The sequence below is a fragment of the Rhodohalobacter barkolensis genome (assembly GCF_002834295.1).
Classification (GTDB): Bacteria; Bacteroidota; Rhodothermia; order Balneolales; family Balneolaceae; genus Rhodohalobacter; species Rhodohalobacter barkolensis.
In genome coordinates this window covers 566,643-585,607 of record NZ_PISP01000003.1, presented here as the reverse complement: position 1 = coordinate 585,607, position 18,965 = coordinate 566,643, and the positions used below count along the sequence as shown (strand labels likewise).

The window sequence follows — 18,965 nt, the reverse complement described above, 5'->3', positions numbered from 1 at the left end:
GTGATGAGTAAATACACCATATCCTTTTTACCATCCTGTGAATTTTGGAAATAAATTTTCCCTTTTGATAAAATCACTGCTGGCCAATTTAATATCCTTAATCAGATTAGCCAGCGAAACCGAAGGGTGTAAGTCTATCAGGATATGAATATGGTTTTCAGTTCCGTCGATGCGGTAGAGATAACATCGATTCTTTTTGAGAACTCCCCAGATATATTTGTAGAGCAATTCGCGGTGCGGTTTCTCTAAATAAGGCACTCTGTTTTTTGTGCTAAAGACAATGTGATAGTGGATTTGGCGATAGGTACTCATAACAGTAATTTTTGATTTTAAACAATTGAGTCTACACTGAAATGGAACTCAAATTGCGGACTCCTTACAGAATTGAACCCCATTCGGGGTTCCCTGAATGGATGTGCATGATTACCCCGATTTTCAATCGGGGCTAATTACATTCATCCGCCTTAGGCGGATTGTGATTGTGTTGAAACCGACTCGTTTGTGGACTTGGGAGAATGATCTATCTGCATTAGAATTTCTTTCGAATAAAAAGGCTTGTTGAATTGAAAAGAATACTTTGTGAAGGTTTGACTTCAATAAAAGCTTTTAGCTGGGGATGCTGGTAGACCGATATACAATAGAGCAACCCGAAACTGATGGTTGTTCAGTGAAGATCCGCCAACCGGCGGAACAAAAATGGTTTCGAATAGAGGTGGAGAATCACGCTTTAGAGTTCAAAGATAAGACAGCCTGGAAAACAGATACATGCAAAGTTGATCTTTGATTATAGTATTAGATGTATGATCGTGTAGGGTGTAAGATTCTTGTAAGATCAGGTTTACTCCAAGCTTCAGAAGCAAATATAGGTGCTTTTATTGGAGAATTGTCTCAATCCAGATTCGCCAACCGGCGAATCAATGTAATTAGACCCGACTGCAAGTCGGGTTGGTGAAGTTGGGAGAATTCAGAACCCTGAAAGGGTTCAATGAAACGGATCCGGATTTATATCAAATGATCCGGTAGCAGATCGGGATCTAAATTCCTATAATAAGTGAGATCAATACCTATGTTCATGAATACAATTATTATGAAAAAATATCTGCCGCTGATTCTCATCCTCACCATACCTGTTTCACTTTTTGCTCAATCTGATCAAGAAGAGAAAGAAATACTCACCGAGCTCATCCATGAATTTCTGGAAGGTGCTTCCTATAACGACGCTACTACTCACGACCGGTTTTGGGCGGAAGATTTGATCTATACCGGATCAAACGGGAACCGCATTTTCAAATCAGATATTATGGCCGGGGTAAATCAAAATCCCGATCGAAGCGTAGAACCTGAGACTCGTTACTCTGCTGAAGAAATTCAGATCATGATCTTCGGAGAAACAGCTGTGGTGGCATTCAGACTGGTAGCTGAATTCACAGATCCCAATGAAGCAGATCTCAATTTCTACAATACCGGTACTTTTGTAAAACGAGATGGCGAGTGGAGGGCCGTTGCCTGGCAGGCCACATCCATTCCTAATGAAAATGAATAGCAATCTTATGAAGACCATCAAAGCGGCAGCCGTTCAACTCAACAGTCAGCCTGATGTAAAGATCAGCCTTCAGGAGGTTCAGTCACGAGTTAGGGAAGCGGCAGAAAATGGAGCCAAATTGATTTGTCTGCCCGAAAATTTTGCATTCCTGGGGGATGAGCGAGAAAAACTGAAACAGTCGGCAGAGATCTCAGCTGAGGTTGAAAAGAAATTACCGGAATGGGCAAAAGAACTGAATGTGACTATTATCGGGGGAGGCTATCCGGCACAGGCAGGCAATGGAAAAATATACAACCGCTCTATTGTCGTAAATACCGACGGTGAAGTTGCTGCAACGTACGATAAAATCCACCTGTTCGATGTAGAGATTTCGGAAGAAGAGACATGGCGCGAATCAGATACGGTTCAGGAAGGAAAGCGTGACGCAGTCGTTTATAAATCGGATAATCTGCCTGCTATCGGTCTTTCGATCTGTTACGATCTCCGATTTCCCGAACTTTACAGGAAGATGGCGGCGCAAGGTGCAGAGATTATTACTGTGCCCTCCGCATTTACTCGTCCGACCGGGGAAGCTCACTGGATGCCGCTATTACAGACGCGTGCCATCGAAAACAGTGCCTTCGTCATTGCCCCGGCACAGACCGGCCTGCACGGAGAGAAGCGCAAAACGTGGGGACACTCCATGATTATCGACCCGTGGGGAACCGTATTGTCTGAAGCGGGAATTGAACCCGGAGTGATTTATGCCGAATTGGATTTGGAGTACCTGAAAGAGGTTCGCAAAAAACTGCCTTCGCTGGAGCATCGTGTGTTGTGAAATTCCATGACATGGTATGTTTGTGTGGTGTGTATCTTGGATTAGTTTCAGCTTTGTTTTCAGAAAAATCTATAGTCTGAGAGAAATAAACATACCATGTCTCATTATGCCTTGCCTTTGAAGATTCTGCTAAAATGGATATAAAGTTCCTTGTGCTCTTTGTGCAATCTTTGTGTTCGTTGTGGTTAGAAAAGTGAATGCGATGTCAGCGAAATCAATCAATAACATGAAGTGTATAAACATACTAAGAAACACCCCACACCGCCTGACAGCGGTACTCCCCTCAAGGGGAGATTACCACCACTATTCCGGCAAAATCCGTATCAGTTCACCATCATCATGCCCGGTTAAAACGTAGATATATCCATCCGGACCCTGTTTTACATCCCGAATCCTGCGTCCGATCGGGATCTTCTCCTCACCCATTACAGATTCTCCATCCAGGATGATTCGTCTGACCTGCTCGCCTTGAAGTCCGCCGCTGAACAGATCCCCCTGCCATTCAGGGAATTTATCACCGGTATATAACAGAAGTCCGCTGGGCGACTGAGCCGGAGTCCAGACCACCTTAGGGTCAACCATACCGGGTTTGGAGGTTTCATCTGAGATCTTTGTGTACCAATACTCCCGGCTGTAGGTTACCTCGGGCCAGCCGTAATTTTCTCCCGGTTTGATCAGGTTGAGCTCATCGCCTCCGCGTGAACCATGCTCATTCGCCCAAAGATTTCCGGAATCCTCATCATACGCGAGTCCCTGAATATTGCGATGCCCATAAGACCAGATTTCAGGAAGAGCATCCGGTTCATCCAGAAACGGATTATTCTCAGCCGGTTCACCATTCTGAGTGAGATGCAGAATTTTTCCAAGGTGTGAATCGATCATCTGGGCGTGTTCACGACTCAATACATCTCCTGTTTTTACCGGACGATTTCCGCCATCACCCACAGAAAGAGCAAATGTAGAATTTGATGTCCAAATCATGCGGGAGCCAAAATGCTGGTTACTGTCTTTATCGGGCGTAACCCGGAAAATCTCCTCTACATTTCCCAGTTGCTGCTCTTCAACATTCAGGACAGCTCGCGCGACTGTTGTTCGGTTGGAATCTTCATCACCTGAGGCGTATGTGAGAAACACCCGGCGATTTTCGAGGTAAACAGGGTGTATGGAAATATCCATCAATCCGCCCTGTCCGTCAACATAAAAATCGGGCAGACCACTGATCTGAACCGGCTCAGATTGGTAATCCTCAAAATAGAGCAGCTGCCCGGAGCGCTCTGTAATTAAAAATGTGGAATCGGGCAGCCAGGCGATGGACCAGGGCTGATTCAGACCACTAATAACGGTTTCTGAGGTCCACCCTTCAGCTTCCGGAGCGTCACCGCTCAGTGGGACCGGATCCTTGGGCATGGCACATCCGCTGAAAATCAGGATGAAAATGATTGTAAACGATAATGCGATTGAGTTTTGATATTCGTTCATTTTAAGGTCGGCTAATTGTATGTGTTGTACCGGTAAACAGCTGTGTTGGAATGATGATTCCAATGTGTGGGTTTTTGAAGTGGTCAATCTTCAAAATTCTGTGATATTTTACTCGCAGATGTTCGCTGAGGATTCCGCTGATTGATGTAGAGTGTCCCCCTTCGAAGGGGGCAATGGGGGATGGAAAGTTGTTAAGTTAAAGCTGAAGAATGAACGTTTGAGTCATATCTTAGCTAAGTTGGTCATCCCCCTCGGCTCTCACAAGCCTCTTCCCCCTTCAAAGGGGATTTTCTGTGATCAATTCTTCGGAGTCAAATTAAATTAACCAAATGTAGTAAATGAGATTCAACTTAAAGCAATTATTCATTATCCCAATCTTGCTGATTGCAGGTCAGGCTGCAAATGCCCAACCATATAATGAACTGAATGGTGTTTTAGAATCGGCGTTTGAGATTGGCTCAGTTGAAAGCGTGATGATCGAAAAGGATGGAGAGGTGATCGCACAGCAGTTCACGGGGAGGATGAATGCAAATCGACCAACGAATATCAAATCGGCTTCAAAAAGTATACTCTCACTACTTGTCGGGATTGCCATACGGGAAGGATACCTGGAAGGTGTGGATCAGCCGATCGGAGAATTTTTTGAAGACTATTTTGAAGAAAACCCCGATCCTGAAAAAGAGGCAATTACGATCGGTGATTTAATCACGATGCGGGGCGGATTGGAATCAACCAGTATCCGGAACTATGGCCGATGGGTGGTAAGCAGCAACTGGATGGATTTTGTACTGAACCAGGAATTGATTGCGGAGCCGGGCGGTCGAATGATCTACAGTACCGGGTCAACGCATTTGCTATCAGTGATTTTAACACGAGCAACGGGGATGAGTACCCGCGAATTTGGTAATCGATACCTGTTTGGCCCGATGGATATTAACCTGGGTGGATGGGATCGCGATCCGCAGGGATACTATTTTGGCGGAAACAACATGGCGATGAGTCCGGCCGATATGCTGAAGATTGGTCGAATGATGATGAATATGGGAGAGTGGCAGGGTGAGCAGATTGTACCTCAAGAATGGATACTGGATTCGGTAAAAACGTACACACGCAGCAATTTCAATCCTTATGACATGGGCTATCTCTGGTGGCAAAGGCCGGTTAACGGTTACGATGCAATCTTTGCCTGGGGACACGGCGGACAGTATATCATGATGATCCCCGAACTGGACGTAGTGATAGCAGTTACATCAAACCTGGCACGAGTACAGGGAAGAGGACATCAACGGGCGTTTTTCAGATATCTGGAAGATGATTTGGTGCCGGTGTTGAGTGAGTTGTGAGAAAACCTGTCATTATCCAAAGGTTCTAACAGCGTTTTAATTATAAGCCAAATTCCCGACGCTTACAGGAACCGACAGTCGTCGGTACGCTGTCAGGTCGGGCTGATCAAATCTTTCTCACTACATACCACAACCCGCCCATTCCCAACAAAAACGCTCCGGTTCCCATCCAGCCGGAACCAAAGAAGATCTCGCCCATGCCAAACAGTATGGCGATGATGGACGCTGCACTGATGGCGGCATAGCTCAATCCGGGAAGCAATGAATAGGTCTGTTGACCGACAGTTTGAAATCGGCTCCAGCCCGGACCGCCCGGTTTTACTCGATCAAAGAAGGATTGTAGTGTTTCCTCATCGGCCGGTTTGGTCAGGAATGTAACGGCTATCCAGATAATCGTGGCGAAGATGGTGGTGAAGATCATCTGCTGTGCAAAATCGTCGTAGCCCAGGATTTTTGTCAAAGCAAAACCGGTTGCAGCGGCTGCCATTGCGGCAATTTCACTCCACGCGTTGATACGCCACCAGAACCATCGAAGCATGTAAACCAAACCGGTTCCGGCGCCGATCGAGAGAATAGCCTCCCATCCGCCTCGAACCGTATCGAACATGAGGGAAACAAGAGCTGCGGCTACCATCATCAGCAGTGTGGTCCAGCGGGATACTTTCACGTAATGGAGCTGTGCCTTCTCTTTCGATTCAAATTCAGACTCCGGTTTCAAAAAAGGTTTGTAGAAGTCATTCACCACATACGAAGCTCCCCAGTTGAGGTGAGTGGAAACCGTAGAGATAAAAGCAGCCAGAAAAGCCACGGCGAGCAGTCCGAGAAGTCCGGGCGGAAGCAGATCCAGCATCAGCAGCGGATAGCCAGTTTCGGGATCGTCAAGATTTGGGTAGACCACCAGTGCTACCAGCGCCACCAAAATCCACGGCCAGGGACGCAGGGCAAAGTGCGCTACATTGAACAGCAGTGTTCCGCCCACTGCGTTCTTCTCATCCTTGGCTGAAAACATCCGCTGGGCGATATAGCCCCCTCCACCCGGTTCAGAACCCGGATACCAGGATGCCCACCACATCATCCCGACCCAGACCAAAGCGGTAGCAATGGCAATGTCAGGGCTAGTCAGCGGATTGATGGAGAGCATGTGATGACCCGTGCCAAACATGTCGGTCAACTCCGCCTGCAGGTTACCGAGTCCGCCAATGTGATCCACGGCGAACCACGCCAGCAGGATCGATCCGCCCATAGCGATGATAAACTGAATAAAGTCGGTAACGATCACACCCCAGAGTCCGGAGAATGCAATGTAGATCCCGATCATCAGGTACATGATGAGGATGATAATCCATTCGCCGGCCAGATTTAAAGAGCCAACTTCAATCACAAGATTTTGTACACCAAACAGTACGGTGATAATTTTGGCCATCCCCACGGTAACCCAGCCGAGGATGATGCAGTTGATGGGGAAGGCGAGGTAGAGCGAACGGAAGCCGCGAAGGATTCTGGCCGGTTTGCCGGAATATCGAATGCTGATAAACTCCACGTCGGTAATTACGTCGGCCCGTTTCCAGAGCTTGGCGTAGAGAAAGACGGTGATGAGTCCGGAGAACATGAAGTTCCACCAGATCCAGTTTCCGGCAATTCCCTCACTGGCCACAATTCCGGTAACGGCCAGCGGCGTGTCGGCGGCAAAGGTGGTGGCCACCATGGAGATTCCGATCAGCCACCACGGCAGATTCTTGCTTCCTGTAAAATAGTCCTCAAGAGTTTCCTGTCCGCGTTTCTGGGCGTAGTAGCCGACAATCACCATAATGGCGATGTATCCGGCAATAACGGTAAGATCGAGCCAGTTGAAGGGCATTCGCTGTCTGTTTGATTTTTAATTTGTTGAACAAAACGAAGTTAGGAGAAGTGGGGCAAAACGCAAAGGTGAAATGGGAAAAGGTTTCGACATGGCAGCACCAACCGGATCTGCCAGCGTCAATCGTGTCAACAAAACTGATACTTATGACAAACTAACTAGAGATCATACTATTCTAAAAGGGATTTTTGATACATTTTCTCCCGGAATTTTGTTTATTGCATTCGGGTTCAACAGATAAACGATTTTCTGAATGGCGATCAAAAAATATCATATCGGGCTTACCCAATGGGGATTCAAGGAGTGGAAGGGCAACTTCTTTACGGATGATGCCAAGCCGGATCAGTTTCTGAAGCAGTATGCTTCGGTGTTCAACTCGGTGGAGGGAAATACCACGTTTTATCGCGCCCCTTCGCCGGAAACGGTTATCAAGTGGGGCGATCAGGTTTCGGATGATTTTAAATTCTGTTTCAAATTTCCGCAGAGCATTACCCATTACAAGCGGCTGAAGGATGTGGAGGATGAGGTGAACTCCTTCCTGGATCTTTTCGACCCGATTCGCAATAAACTCGGTCCGTTTCATATTCAGCTCAGCTCACAGTTCTCCTACAACGAGATGGAGAAACTGGAAACGATGATTGAAAATCTCCCGCCGCATCATCACTACGCCCTGGAGGTTCGTCACCCCGATTTTTACGACAAAGGCCGAAAGGAGCACCACCTGGAAGATCTGATGAAAAGCTATCGCATTGATCGGGTTGTGTTTGATACACGCCGACTTCACTCGCTAAAAAGTGACGACCCCTCTATCAAAACGGCACAGGGCAAAAAGCCGCAGATGCCGGTCCGGTTTGATACGACCGGAAACAAACCGTTTATCCGGTTTGTGGGCGCTAACGATGTGCTTAACAATGAATCGTACCTGAAAGAGTGGGCGATCATCACGGCCGACTGGATTCGTGAAGGCAAACATCCCTACATTTTTATACACGCTCCGGATACGCTGCACGCCCCAAAACTGGCACGCTACTTCCACAACGAATTGATGAAGCTGATGGAGCTCAATCCAATGCCCGCCTGGCCCATCGACAAAAAAGATGAACAATTAGGACTTTTTTCATGAATTGTCAGAAACACCTGTTTGACCTCGATGACAATCACCACTATCTGAACTGCGCGTTTCTCTCCCCTCTGCTCAAGTCGGTTGAAGAGGCCGGGATTTCAGGCGTTCAATCCAAAAAGAGGCCGTGGGAAGTGACGCCCAATCACTTCTTTGAGGATTCGGAAAGGGTTCGATCTCTTTTTGCAAAACTGGTTCACGCCGATTCTCCTGAGAGCGTGGCGATCCTGCCTGCCGTATCGTACGGAATGGGAATTGTGGCGAAGAATCTGCCCGCTAAAAAAGGAGGAAATGTTGTGGTTGCCGGTGACCAGTTTCCGAGTAACGTCTATCCCTGGATGCGGTTTTGTGAGGAGAATGACTGTGAATTGAAAATCGTGGAGGCACCCAAACAATTTGAGAACCGCGGAAAGGTTTGGAATGAGCAAATCTTAGAAGCGATCGATAGTCAGACTGTGCTGGTCGCGATGGCCAATGTCCATTGGACCGATGGAACACTCTTTGACCTGGAGGAGATCGGGAAAGTGGCTCGGAGCCATGACGCGTTTTTTGTGATAGACGGAACGCAGTCGGTGGGTGCCCTCCCGTTCGATGTTCAAAAGGTTCAGCCGGATGCCCTGATCTGCGCGGGATATAAATGGCTGATGGGTCCGTATGGTACGGCGCTGGGATATTTTGGTCCTCGATTGATGAATGGAATTCCACTGGAAGAGGGGTGGATTGCCCGCAAAAACAGCCGTGATTTTGCCGGACTCGTGGACTACGAAGAAGAGTACGAATCAGGCGCACGACGGTTTGATGTGGGGCAGCGAAGTAATTTCATCAACATGCCGATGATGGTAAAAGCACTGGAGCAGATTTTGGAGTGGAATCCGGCCGAGATTCAAAACTACTGCCGGGAAATTTCGCGTGACTCCATCCTAAAACTAAAAGAGCACGGTTTCCGGTTTGAAGAAGAGGCGTACCGGGCGTCTCACCTTTTTGGAATCTATCTGCCTGATTCTGCTTCCAAAGAAGAGATTCGAGAAAAACTGGCCAGGCAAAACATTCACGTCTCCGTCCGCGGTTCGGCGATAAGAGTTTCGCCCAATGTTTACAACACAAGAGAGGATTTGGAGAAGTTGGTTGAGGCTTTAGCCTGAGTCTCAGGCTACAGGTTGCAAGTCTCATGCTTCAAGCTGCAGGAGAAAATTTGTAAGGATTTCATAAATCCTGTTTCTAACAGTTACAATGTTAATAAAAAAACAGGAGATATGAGTTATAAGAAACTGTTGGTTTGGCAAGAGGCAAGAAAGCTATCCATTGATATTCATCAGATGTCTTTAAATTTGCCAAGATTTGAACTGTATGAATCCGGTAGTCAAATCAGACGTTCATCTAAATCTATTCGTTCGAATATCGTAGAAGGGTATGGGAGACGAAAATATCAAAATGACTACTTGCGATTTCTTACATATGCCCATGCATCTGTGGATGAAACCAGAGATCATTTGGAAACATTGTTTGAAACAGGATCGCTTAAGGATGAAAAGATCTTCAGTGATTTGTGCAAGAGAGTTGATATGATTGGAAAAATGCTCTACAAATTGATCAAAAGAATAGAGAGGGATATTTAAAATTCTAAAAAGGATCTTCTCGACTACATCCCGATAGACAGCAATCGGGAATGCGCTATTGGTGACAGATTTGGTGAAATGTGTGTTTCTTGGCTTGAATCGACATTTTTGGCCTGTGCGAACACACCCCTAAATCCCCTCTCAAGAGGGGACTTTTGGACTGTCACCTCTTCAATAGTGTTGCCCTCTTTTTTAGGCAAAAATAGGAGCTCGAAGTGACGTAAATATTAAATTCCCCGCTGAAGCCTGAAGCCTGAAGCCTGCAAATAAAAAAAGCCGTGCTCCCCATCCGGGAACACGACTCCTTCCGTAAAGTGTTATTTACGGTTGATTTTGTTAGTTCATGATTACGGTATCCGTGATATGAACAAGACCGTTAGTGGCCGGAATATCGCCTTCTGATATCTCAATATTCAGTGCGGGTTCAGCTTCTTCAGCCGGTACTTCACCTTGGAACAGGTGACCAATCACAACGTTCTGTGCTCTTTCAGGATCTTCTCTCAGTTCATCCAATTCGGAGCCCATCTCTTCAAACGCTGCATCCGTAGGTGCAACTACTGTGAATGGACCTTGTTGTGCAATCACATTATTCAACTCTGTTATTTCCAACAGCTCTGAAAGGATTGTGTGATCATCGCTCTCATTAATTACATCCACTACATTACCGCTTTGCGCAACGGAAAGATTAATGCCTGCAATTAAAATGAGTGAGAAAAGTGCTGTAAAAATTGCGGAAGTTTTCTTGAAAGTAGTCATAATAATTCATCGATTTTTGATTTCGAGTTCAATGGAGTATACAGGATTTACCCCGGAAGTGTTCCTTCAAAATCATTGAATAAATGCTTAGAAGGTCGATTTCGGCTTGTTTTTAACACAGTTTTAAATTTTAACCCCCTTCAGTTTGGCTCAGATGGGATTCTCAGAATCTGTTTAAACGTTGTATAAAATGTAAACGGTAGGATATTTGATCGAACTGTTGTCAAAAAAGTGATCAAAACGTGTGAATTCGTTATATTGCAAGTCTTTCTAAAAATTGAAGTATAGACCATGTCACAGGCTGCAACCAAGATCAAAGAAAATATCATCGAGCGGGAAGCCGCACGCAGGAGAACGTTTGCCATTATCTCTCACCCGGATGCCGGTAAAACCACTCTGACCGAGAAACTGCTTCTCTATGGAGGCGCTCTTCACGAGGCGGGGTCTATTCGTGCCCGGAAAGCAACCCGTCATGCCGCATCCGATTGGATGTCGATCGAGCAGGACAGAGGAATTTCGGTTACATCATCTGTGCTCCGGTTTGAAAAAGATGACATCAAATATAATTTGTTAGATACCCCGGGTCACAAAGACTTTTCTGAAGATACACTGCGTACCCTTGTTGCTGCCGACAGCGGACTGATGGTGATTGATGTGGCCAAGGGAGTTGAGGAGCAGACCGAAAAACTGTTTGAAGTCTGCAAAATGAGACGTGTGCCGGTGATCACCTTTGTGAATAAGTGCGACCGTCCCGGTATGGAACCGCTGGAAGTACTCAGTAATGTAGAAAATAAACTCGGCATTGAAGCGATTCCCGCCAGCTGGCCGGTTGGGTACGGGCAAAAATTTCAGGGAATTTATGATCTGATCGGAAAGGAGCTCCATCTGTACCGAAAGTCAGAACATGGAGCCAAGAAAGCAGAAATGGAAATCTTCTCACTGGATGAGGGATTGGATGAAACCAATCTGTCGGAGGCTGAAAAGGAGCAGCTACAGGAAGAAGTGATGCTGATTGAGGATATGTTTGCCGATATGGATCAGGATAAGTTTAAAGTAGGTGAGGCATCTCCGGTATTTTTTGGATCTGCCCTGAACAACTTCGGTCTTGATGTGTTCTTAAAGTATTTCTCCGATTTGGCACCGTCTCCGCAAATCTATTCCGATGCGGATGGAAATGAACGGGAGCTGGATGAACCGTTTAGCGGATTTATTTTCAAGTTGCAGGCCAATATGAACCCCGATCACCGGGATTGCGCAGCGTTTATCAGAATTACATCCGGAAAGTTTGAGCGCGGACTGAATGTGATTCATGAGGGCACCGGTAAAAAAGTAAAAATGTCTACTCCCCACACGTTAATGGGAGATGAGAGAAATATTCTGGAAGAGGCCTACCCCGGAGATATTGTATCATTGTTCAGCCCCGGATTTTTCAGAATCGGGTCTACGCTTTACGAAAAGGAACCGGTACGTTTTAACGTAATTCCTCTCTTTACTCCGGAGCACTTTATGAAGGTATCCACCAAGGATCCATTCAAACGGAAGCAGCTTCGCGAGGGACTGAAACAGCTATCGGAAGAGGGTGTGGTTCACGTCTTTGAAGTGCCGAACGGTGTTGGGAATGAGCTTTTGTTAGGAACCGTGGGTGTGCTTCAGTTTGAAGTGGTTCAGCACAGAATGCAGGGAGAGTACGGCGTGGAGCTTTATATGCAGCCGGTGAATTATCACGCCGCGCGTTGGTTGCCTCAGGAGGCAGATGATATCATTAAAAAACTGGAGAGCAGCTACTCTACGCATGTCACGAAGGATATGGAAGAGAATCCGATTGTTCTGTTTGAAAGTGCATACGCCTTGTCACAAGCCGAAGAGAAAGTAGGTGGCGAAAATCTGTTTAAGTACAAGCAGGATTGATACAGGGTACAGTCTTATCCCCCTTTGAAGGGGGCATGGGGGATGAATGACGGGTTCTGGCTACAGGTCGCAAGAGCCAAAAGCTTATTTGTTTAGAAAATTAACTTCTCGACTTCATCCCGAATAAAGGCATTCGGGATTTCGCTCGAAGTGACGTCAATAGTAAATTCCCCATTGAAGCCTGAAGCCTGAAGCCATTCAATTCAACACCCAAATCGCAACAGTGAGTGCGGTAGCGAAGCTAACCCATAAAATGTAGGGAACCATCAGCCATCCGGCGGCTCTATTTTTTTGAAAGAACAGGTAGGTGGTAATGAAAATAGCTCCCAAAAGTATGATGATTTCAATGAGTGCCCACCCGAGAGCCTGGAAGTTGAAAAATAGTTGAGACCACAACCCGTTCAGTGCAAGTTGAATAAGGAATACAATAATTGCCGGTTTTGCGTGTTTAATACCGTAATCTTTCCAGATTAACCAGGCTGCAATTCCCATCATCGTGTAGAGGGCAGACCATACCGGTCCGAAAAGCCACGCCGGTGGATTCCAGGTTGGTTTGTTTAGCGCATTATACCATTCCGGTGAAGCGATTCCCGGAGAAACCTGAGCCCCGGTCCAAGCTACCAGGTAGCAAAGGATCAACCAAAATAGCAGTCCCATAATTTGAACGGGCAGAGTGAGTTTTGCAGTTCTCATAAATTTATTGGGTTAAAAAGTTCTTTAAATTAAAGCTATACTCTTTAATTTGTTGAAAAATTGATTGCGTAAGATTGGTATGTTTTGCTTAAACTTAGGCTCCATTCACAATTATGAAAAGCTGTACTCTATGAATCTACGTTACATAAAAACCGATTTGGTTGGTAAACCATTCAAGTCTTTACTGCTGCTTGTAGCTCTCTCGTTATCTACTGTATTTTCAGTAAATGCTCAAGAGACTATTTCCAAGTCTGATCAATTTATTTTGCAACCGGCACCGGAAATGGGAGAGATTTGCAAACTGCCTCCAACTGATATTAATCGAAACTATTTCAAAAAAGCTGAAGATAATTTCAGAAAAGCGAACAACGAAGTAAGGTCCGCCAATTTTGAAATTACTTATGTAAACAGTTGTGATAACGGAACTGAATGGCCTGCCGAGGCACAAACCGCTTTTGAATACGCCATGGGAGTTTGGGAAACGTATCTTCAGTCAGAAATACCGATTCGCATTGAGGCCAGCTGGACTCCACGTGATGAAAATGTACTTGGGAGTGCCGGACCCACATTGGTAGCAAGACCTCAAAATGGCGAACCGGAAACGTTTTATTCCATCGCACAGGCAAGTGCGATGTCGGGCGTGGATCAGCTGGAAGGTAATAGTTTTGGTGAGGATCATGATATTGTGATCAACATGAACTGTAACTTTAGCGATTGGTACTTTGGAACGGATGCGAACACACCAACCGGAATGATCGATTTTGTTACCGTTGTGCTTCACGAGATAGGTCACGGCATTGGTTTTATCGGGACAATGGGAGTTGATGAAGATTCTCAAACAGGAAGTCATGGACTTGGAGATAATAACTGGCCATTTATCTATGATCGGTATACTCAGGATGGACAGGGGGTTGAATTGTTAAATACATCAACCTATCCAAATCCATCTGTTGAACTCTATCAAGCATTGACCGGTCAGCGTGATGGTGTATTTTTTAATGGTCAGGATGCTACCGGAGTATTTAGTGCACAACCGGTGCCGCTTTATTCACCGCCTGAATGGAATGGAGGATCGTCTTACTCACATTTGGATCAAGACACTTTTTCTCAGCAACAATATCTTGAAAGTGCACTGATGCGTCCGCGTATTGACAGGCAATTTGCGGTTCATTCTCCGGGACCTGTTTTTTGTGGTATGTTGAGTGACTGGGGCTGGCCTCTGGGCAGTAACTGTCTGGAACTGGTTGGAGCTGAATCTGAAATAGTTGTAGATAATGAATCTATTCAGGAAGGATTAGATTTTGGAGTTACGAATGTAGGAAACCGGGTTGAGCGAACTATCGAAATTGCGAATGCGGCTTCTGCAGAGGATCCATTATCGTACAGCATTACTGTAGATAACGACAATTATGTAGTATCTCCTGCAGGTCTCGCGAGGGGAAGTATAGAGCCGGGGCAAAATGTGGAAGTAATCATCCGTTACATTCCAAGAAATGATCGCATTCATGAAGGTTTTGCCCGGATTTCGCACAATGCCAACAATGCTTCCAGTCCGCTTACGGTAAGCCTAAAAGGTGAAGCTCTTCGCGAAAATGAAATTGCCAGACTTGAGGATAACTATCCGAATCCATTCAACCCAACAACAACCATTCCATATGTACTTCCGGAGGCATCTGAAGTACGGCTGGATGTCTATAATGTTAGCGGCCAATTGGTACAAACGCTGGTCAACGAACAACAACCTGAAGGGCGCTATGAGCTTCAGTTTGAAGCTGGCAGCCTGGCGAGCGGTATGTACTTCTACAGACTGATCGTAAATGATTTTGTAAACACAAAGCGTTTACTGCTGATCAAATAATTATCGTCTGCAAAATTCTGGTTTGAATATTCCCCTCCTTATGCAAGGAGGGGATAAAGGGGTGGTTGGATCAGATATCAAGCCGATTTAAAGAATTATCAGACTTTTTTTCAAATCTCAGCAAGATCCCGCAAAAACTGCTCAAACTCAGAAGTGTCATATTTTGCGAGACCTTGTTTCTCCATCATGAGTTTACCATCACCTGAAATCACGTAAGTAGTGGGAATGACGCTGCTTTCGTACGTTCCGGGTACTTTTGTCCGGTAGTGGTAAATGGGCATATCGAAACCCCTTTTCTCCATAAACTGTTTGGCTTTTTCAAAATCCTCATCCATGGAGACCAGCACGAATTTTACGTTATCCGACTCATCGAATTGCTGGTAAAGTTTGTTGATTGATGGCATCTCGGCAATGCAGGGCGGGCACCAGGTTGCCCAGATGTTCATAAAAACCACTTCACCGTCAAAATTGGCGAGCGAGATAACTTGCCCCTCTTCATCAGCCATATAAAAATCCCGGTTGGCCTCCGGGAATGTATCTGTTACCGAGGGTATCGATGGTTTGATCAGTCCGGTGGCTAGCAGTCCTTTCTGCAGTGTGCCAATAATCGATGTGTGAAGTCCGGTGAGGTAGAGAAATGCAATTACGCCAATGATAACACCCCACTCAATCAAGGACTTTTTCCTTTTTTTTGCTTTTTCTTTCTGGTCTGTCATTTGAGTCAATATTTTTTGACGGTATAACTAAAAAGCCGGCAGCATATTGCTCCGGCTTTTTGCAAACGGTTTTGAATGTGATTTAGGTCAGGGGCGAATCTTAATATCAACCTTGCTTCCCGATTCACCGCTTTGATTTTGTATTGAAATGGTTTGTTGCACACGATTGGCAATCTCCTTCAAGCCAATTGCGGCTGGGGATGCAGGGTCGGAAGCTACAACCGGAGTACCGGAATCACTAGTTTCACGGATCTGTTCTCTGAGCGGTACTTCACCTAAAAATGGAACTTCGAGCTTCTTAGCCAAGTTTCTGGCACCGTGCTTTCCAAAAATATAGTACTTCTTCTCGGGCATATCGTCAGGAACGAAGTAGGCCATATTTTCTACGATACCTAAAACGGGTACATTCACCTTGCTGAACATGGCAACGCCTTTTCGAGCGTCATCCAATGCCACGGTTTGTGGGGTGGATACAATCACGGCTCCGGTCAGAGGTACGGTTTGTACAATGGTTAACTGAATATCACCGGTTCCGGGTGGGAGGTCTAAAATCAGATAATCGAGCTCACCCCATTCAACTTCCTGCATAAACTGTTTAACAGCACTCGTTACCATCGGCCCGCGCCAGATCATTGCCTGATCCGTATCAACCAAAAAGCCCATGGAAACGAGATGTACACCGTGTTTCTCAATTGGAATCAGTTTTTTCTGGGTCGTGATATTCGGTCTCTCCTTCACATCAAACATGGTTGGAACGCTGGGCCCGTAAATATCGGTATCGAGCAGTCCTACCCGCGCTCCGGTTTGAGCCAATGCAACGGCAAGGTTCGCAGCTACCGTAGATTTACCCACTCCGCCTTTACCGGATGCAACGGCAATCACATTTTTTACGCCGGGTAATACAGGCTCCTGTTTGGGTTGTTGTTGCTGCTGAGCTTGTTGAGGGGCGTCATCTCCGTCCAGCTCTCGCTGTCGTGAAATATTAATACCAACTGTGATGTCGAGAATAGCCTCTTTATCAGCAAATTTATGAACCGCCTTGGTACACTCTTTTTTCAGATAATCGGCAAGGCTGTCGTCCTTTTTGGGCAGTTCCAGCGTAAAGGCGACATACTTATCCTGAATAATCAGATCCTGAATCAGATCCAGCGAGATCAGATCTTTCTCGTATTCGGGATGAATGACCTGCGACAGGGCACTTTTAATTTGTTCTTTGTGAATAGACATAAATGTTTTGCGTGCTTGAAATTGTTACCTTTCAAAAATAATCAGAATAACAGCGAAATTAAACGGTTAACTTACTCGCTGCTACAGTTCGGTTAATATACTATGGATTCATTAATTGATTGTGAATTCTAAGATTCAGTACATACCGGGCAACGATTTTAATGGAACTGAAAAACGAGAAAAAGCTTAAACAGATTTATGTCTAAACGAACACCATTCTATCAGGAACACGAAAAACTGGGTGCTAAGATTATCGATTTTGGCGGGTTTGATATGCCGGTGCAGTACGAGGGAATCAAGCAGGAGCATATGGCCGTGCGTGAAAATGCCGGTCTGTTTGATGTATCTCATATGGGTGAATTTTTTGTTCGAGGACCCGAAGCTCTGAACCTGATTCAAAAAGTGACAATCAATGATGCCTCAAAGCTTGTGCCCGGAAAAGCGCAGTATACGGCAATGTGCTACGAGGATGGAGGAATTGTGGACGATCTGCTGGTTTATAAGCTTTCGGATGATGAGTATATGCTAGTGGTAAATGCATCAAACATTGAGAAAGACTGGGATTGGATTACCGGCCAGAACAGTATGAATGCAGAAATTGAGAATCGATCAGATGATTATGCACTGCTTGCACTGCAAGGACCAAAGGCGACAGAGATTCTTCAAAAACTAACGGAAACCGATGTCTCCGCGATCAAGTTCTACACTTTCGAAACCGGAGCCGTTGCAGACCAGCCGGGAGTGATCATTTCTGCAACCGGTTATACAGGAGAAAAGGGTTTTGAACTCTATATCGATACAAAAAAGGCCGATGCCGGAAAAATCTGGTCAGAAATCATGAAAGCCGGAAAAGAGTTCGGGTTGGAACCCGCCGGGTTGGGCGCGCGCGATACATTACGCCTTGAGATGGGTTTTGCACTATATGGAAATGATATCACCAAAGATACAAATCCGCTTGAAGCCGGCCTGGGCTGGTTAACCAAACTGGATAAAGGAGATTTTGTTGGTAAAGAAGCCTTGATCGAAATAAAGGAGAAAGGCAAAAATCGGAAACTGACCGGGTTTGTTATTGACGAGGGCAGAAATGTGCCTCGATCCGGATATAAAATTCTCGATTCGGATGGAAATGAAATCGGTTTTGTAACAAGCGGAACACAATCCATCTCTTTGAATAAAGGTATAGGGATGGGGTATATTGATATCGATCATGCCAAAGAGGGTGAACAGGTCAATATTCAAATTCGCAAAAAAGAAGTAAGTGCAACAGTATCAAAACCCCCATTTTACAAGAAATAATAAGAATGAGCAGCATTAATAATATAGACGTCTTTTTTTCAGCTCAATCCTTTCAGGAAAATGAACTGCGTAATAAATCAGTAGTTGTCATAGATGTGCTTCGGGCTACTTCAACCATTGTAACAGCTTTGATGAATGGCGCAAAAGGCGTGATTCCCGTTGAAGATATGGGGGAAGCCAGCCGCATTTCGCAAAGTGTGGATTCAGATAACTATCTGTTATGCGGAGAAAAAGATGGCACTAAAATAGACGGCTACGATCTGGGCAACTCCCCGCTGGAGTATTCACGGGATACCGTAGAAGGGAAAACACTGATTTTTAATACCACAAACGGGACCAAGGCCATTAAAAAATCCCTGGGATCGGCAACGATTTATATTGCATCGTTTTTGAACCTGAGTTCTATTGTGAACGCCCTGAGCGTAGAAAAAAATGAAATCGTGCTTCTGTGCGCCGGCTGGAAAGGACGTCTTGCACTCGAAGATATGTTGCTTGCCGGAAATATTATCCACAATTTAAGCGGTGGTTCACTGTCGGACATGGCAAACGACGGAGCCAAGGTGGCATTTGGCCTTTATGAAAAATATGGTAATGATATATCATCGGTTATTTTTCAATCGAACCACGCTCAGCGATTAAAGCAAATTGTAGGTACAGACGATTTGGAGTATTGTGCTCAAACAGACATCTGTAACCTGTTACCTGTTTTGCACGAAGGAATCATCTCAATCTGAT

General features: G+C 45.5%; 17 protein-coding genes. 10 read left to right on the top strand and 7 right to left on the bottom strand.

Annotation, left to right across the window (positions count from 1 at the left end; translation table 11 throughout):
• Nucleotides 1-27 precede the first annotated feature (27 nt).
• Nucleotides 28-312, bottom strand: a complete 285-nt coding sequence (gene tnpA, locus CWD77_RS12435) for an IS200/IS605 family transposase (RefSeq protein ID WP_101073882.1) — start codon at nucleotides 310-312, stop codon at nucleotides 28-30.
• A 760-nt stretch (nucleotides 313-1,072) separates the two neighbouring features.
• Between tnpA and CWD77_RS12430 the strand changes: the two genes are divergently transcribed.
• Both CWD77_RS12430 and CWD77_RS12425 read left to right on the top strand, forming a co-directional pair.
• Nucleotides 1,073-1,543 carry a nuclear transport factor 2 family protein gene (locus CWD77_RS12430; protein WP_206018012.1) on the top strand — a complete coding sequence of 157 codons (471 nt, stop codon included), beginning with the start codon at nucleotides 1,073-1,075 and terminating at the stop codon, nucleotides 1,541-1,543.
• A 7-nt stretch (nucleotides 1,544-1,550) separates the two neighbouring features.
• Nucleotides 1,551-2,360, top strand: coding sequence for a carbon-nitrogen hydrolase family protein (locus CWD77_RS12425; protein ID WP_101073881.1), 810 nt, complete (start codon nucleotides 1,551-1,553; stop codon nucleotides 2,358-2,360).
• A gap of 303 nt (nucleotides 2,361-2,663) precedes the next feature.
• Here the strand turns inward: CWD77_RS12425 and CWD77_RS12420 are convergent, their stop codons facing one another.
• Nucleotides 2,664-3,839, bottom strand: coding sequence for a PQQ-dependent sugar dehydrogenase (locus CWD77_RS12420; RefSeq protein WP_101073880.1), 1,176 nt, complete (start codon nucleotides 3,837-3,839; stop codon nucleotides 2,664-2,666).
• A 338-nt stretch (nucleotides 3,840-4,177) separates the two neighbouring features.
• Here CWD77_RS12420 and CWD77_RS12415 point away from each other — a divergent pair, with 338 nt between their 5' ends.
• Complete coding sequence (locus tag CWD77_RS12415) at nucleotides 4,178-5,182, top strand: serine hydrolase domain-containing protein (protein WP_101073879.1); 1,005 nt, start codon at nucleotides 4,178-4,180, stop codon at nucleotides 5,180-5,182.
• Between the two features lie 106 nt (nucleotides 5,183-5,288).
• Here CWD77_RS12415 and CWD77_RS12410 read toward each other — a convergent pair whose 3' ends face one another.
• Nucleotides 5,289-7,040 (bottom strand): sodium:solute symporter family protein, encoded by a 1,752-nt coding sequence (locus CWD77_RS12410; RefSeq protein WP_101073878.1) that lies wholly within the window; start codon nucleotides 7,038-7,040, stop codon nucleotides 5,289-5,291.
• 253 nt (nucleotides 7,041-7,293) lie between these two features.
• Between CWD77_RS12410 and CWD77_RS12405 the strand changes: the two genes are divergently transcribed.
• The 3 genes from CWD77_RS12405 to CWD77_RS12395 all read left to right on the top strand — a co-directional run bounded on the left by CWD77_RS12405 (nucleotide 7,294) and on the right by CWD77_RS12395 (nucleotide 9,776).
• Nucleotides 7,294-8,163 carry a DUF72 domain-containing protein gene (locus CWD77_RS12405; RefSeq protein ID WP_101073877.1) on the top strand — a complete coding sequence of 290 codons (870 nt, stop codon included), beginning with the start codon at nucleotides 7,294-7,296 and terminating at the stop codon, nucleotides 8,161-8,163.
• Nucleotides 8,160-9,302, top strand: a complete 1,143-nt coding sequence (locus CWD77_RS12400) for an aminotransferase class V-fold PLP-dependent enzyme (protein WP_101073876.1) — start codon at nucleotides 8,160-8,162, stop codon at nucleotides 9,300-9,302. The genes CWD77_RS12405 and CWD77_RS12400 overlap by 4 nt, the downstream gene beginning before the upstream one ends.
• A 111-nt stretch (nucleotides 9,303-9,413) precedes the next feature.
• Nucleotides 9,414-9,776: a four helix bundle protein gene (locus CWD77_RS12395; RefSeq protein ID WP_101073875.1), complete on the top strand. Its 363-nt coding sequence runs from the start codon at nucleotides 9,414-9,416 to the stop codon at nucleotides 9,774-9,776.
• Between the two features lie 336 nt (nucleotides 9,777-10,112).
• On the opposite strand, the gene CWD77_RS12390 is transcribed toward CWD77_RS12395, so the two are convergent.
• Nucleotides 10,113-10,532 (bottom strand): fasciclin domain-containing protein, encoded by a 420-nt coding sequence (locus tag CWD77_RS12390; protein ID WP_101073874.1) that lies wholly within the window; start codon nucleotides 10,530-10,532, stop codon nucleotides 10,113-10,115.
• Between the two features lie 291 nt (nucleotides 10,533-10,823).
• On the opposite strand from CWD77_RS12390, the gene CWD77_RS12385 reads away from it, so the two are divergent.
• The gene (locus CWD77_RS12385; RefSeq protein ID WP_101073873.1) at nucleotides 10,824-12,440 is read left to right on the top strand and encodes a peptide chain release factor 3; all 1,617 of its coding nucleotides are present in this window, start codon (nucleotides 10,824-10,826) and stop codon (nucleotides 12,438-12,440) included.
• A gap of 198 nt (nucleotides 12,441-12,638) precedes the next feature.
• Here the strand turns inward: CWD77_RS12385 and CWD77_RS12380 are convergent, their stop codons facing one another.
• Nucleotides 12,639-13,133 (bottom strand): TspO/MBR family protein, encoded by a 495-nt coding sequence (locus CWD77_RS12380; RefSeq protein WP_206018011.1) that lies wholly within the window; start codon nucleotides 13,131-13,133, stop codon nucleotides 12,639-12,641.
• Nucleotides 13,134-13,263: 130 nt separating this feature from the next.
• On the opposite strand from CWD77_RS12380, the gene CWD77_RS12375 reads away from it, so the two are divergent.
• Nucleotides 13,264-14,991, top strand: coding sequence for a T9SS type A sorting domain-containing protein (locus tag CWD77_RS12375; RefSeq protein ID WP_165779149.1), 1,728 nt, complete (start codon nucleotides 13,264-13,266; stop codon nucleotides 14,989-14,991).
• A 110-nt stretch (nucleotides 14,992-15,101) separates the two neighbouring features.
• On the opposite strand, the gene CWD77_RS12370 is transcribed toward CWD77_RS12375, so the two are convergent.
• The gene (locus CWD77_RS12370; protein WP_101073871.1) at nucleotides 15,102-15,707 is read right to left on the bottom strand and encodes a TlpA family protein disulfide reductase; all 606 of its coding nucleotides are present in this window, start codon (nucleotides 15,705-15,707) and stop codon (nucleotides 15,102-15,104) included.
• 87 nt (nucleotides 15,708-15,794) lie between these two features.
• Complete coding sequence (locus CWD77_RS12365) at nucleotides 15,795-16,934, bottom strand: Mrp/NBP35 family ATP-binding protein (RefSeq protein WP_101073870.1); 1,140 nt, start codon at nucleotides 16,932-16,934, stop codon at nucleotides 15,795-15,797.
• Between the two features lie 198 nt (nucleotides 16,935-17,132).
• Between CWD77_RS12365 and gcvT the strand changes: the two genes are divergently transcribed.
• The gene (gene gcvT, locus CWD77_RS12360) at nucleotides 17,133-18,230 is read left to right on the top strand and encodes a glycine cleavage system aminomethyltransferase GcvT (RefSeq protein WP_101073869.1); all 1,098 of its coding nucleotides are present in this window, start codon (nucleotides 17,133-17,135) and stop codon (nucleotides 18,228-18,230) included.
• A gap of 5 nt (nucleotides 18,231-18,235) precedes the next feature.
• Complete coding sequence (locus CWD77_RS12355) at nucleotides 18,236-18,964, top strand: 2-phosphosulfolactate phosphatase (RefSeq protein WP_101073868.1); 729 nt, start codon at nucleotides 18,236-18,238, stop codon at nucleotides 18,962-18,964.
• Nucleotide 18,965: the final 1 nt, after the last annotated feature.

Bases quoted from the DNA above. Each gene is read 5' to 3' on its own strand.
- tnpA (WP_101073882.1), bottom strand. From the start codon at position 312: ATGAGTACCTATCGCCAAATCCACTATCACATTGTCTTTAGCACAAAA.
- CWD77_RS12430 (WP_206018012.1), top strand. From the start codon at position 1,073: ATGAATACAATTATTATGAAAAAATATCTGCCGCTGATTCTCATCCTC.
- CWD77_RS12425 (WP_101073881.1), top strand. From the start codon at position 1,551: ATGAAGACCATCAAAGCGGCAGCCGTTCAACTCAACAGTCAGCCTGAT.
- CWD77_RS12420 (WP_101073880.1), bottom strand. From the start codon at position 3,839: ATGAACGAATATCAAAACTCAATCGCATTATCGTTTACAATCATTTTC.
- CWD77_RS12415 (WP_101073879.1), top strand. From the start codon at position 4,178: ATGAGATTCAACTTAAAGCAATTATTCATTATCCCAATCTTGCTGATT.
- CWD77_RS12410 (WP_101073878.1), bottom strand. From the start codon at position 7,040: ATGCCCTTCAACTGGCTCGATCTTACCGTTATTGCCGGATACATCGCC.
- CWD77_RS12405 (WP_101073877.1), top strand. From the start codon at position 7,294: ATGGCGATCAAAAAATATCATATCGGGCTTACCCAATGGGGATTCAAG.
- CWD77_RS12400 (WP_101073876.1), top strand. From the start codon at position 8,160: ATGAATTGTCAGAAACACCTGTTTGACCTCGATGACAATCACCACTAT.
- CWD77_RS12395 (WP_101073875.1), top strand. From the start codon at position 9,414: ATGAGTTATAAGAAACTGTTGGTTTGGCAAGAGGCAAGAAAGCTATCC.
- CWD77_RS12390 (WP_101073874.1), bottom strand. From the start codon at position 10,532: ATGACTACTTTCAAGAAAACTTCCGCAATTTTTACAGCACTTTTCTCA.
- CWD77_RS12385 (WP_101073873.1), top strand. From the start codon at position 10,824: ATGTCACAGGCTGCAACCAAGATCAAAGAAAATATCATCGAGCGGGAA.
- CWD77_RS12380 (WP_206018011.1), bottom strand. From the start codon at position 13,133: ATGAGAACTGCAAAACTCACTCTGCCCGTTCAAATTATGGGACTGCTA.
- CWD77_RS12375 (WP_165779149.1), top strand. From the start codon at position 13,264: ATGAATCTACGTTACATAAAAACCGATTTGGTTGGTAAACCATTCAAG.
- CWD77_RS12370 (WP_101073871.1), bottom strand. From the start codon at position 15,707: ATGACAGACCAGAAAGAAAAAGCAAAAAAAAGGAAAAAGTCCTTGATT.
- CWD77_RS12365 (WP_101073870.1), bottom strand. From the start codon at position 16,934: ATGTCTATTCACAAAGAACAAATTAAAAGTGCCCTGTCGCAGGTCATT.
- gcvT (WP_101073869.1), top strand. From the start codon at position 17,133: ATGTCTAAACGAACACCATTCTATCAGGAACACGAAAAACTGGGTGCT.
- CWD77_RS12355 (WP_101073868.1), top strand. From the start codon at position 18,236: ATGAGCAGCATTAATAATATAGACGTCTTTTTTTCAGCTCAATCCTTT.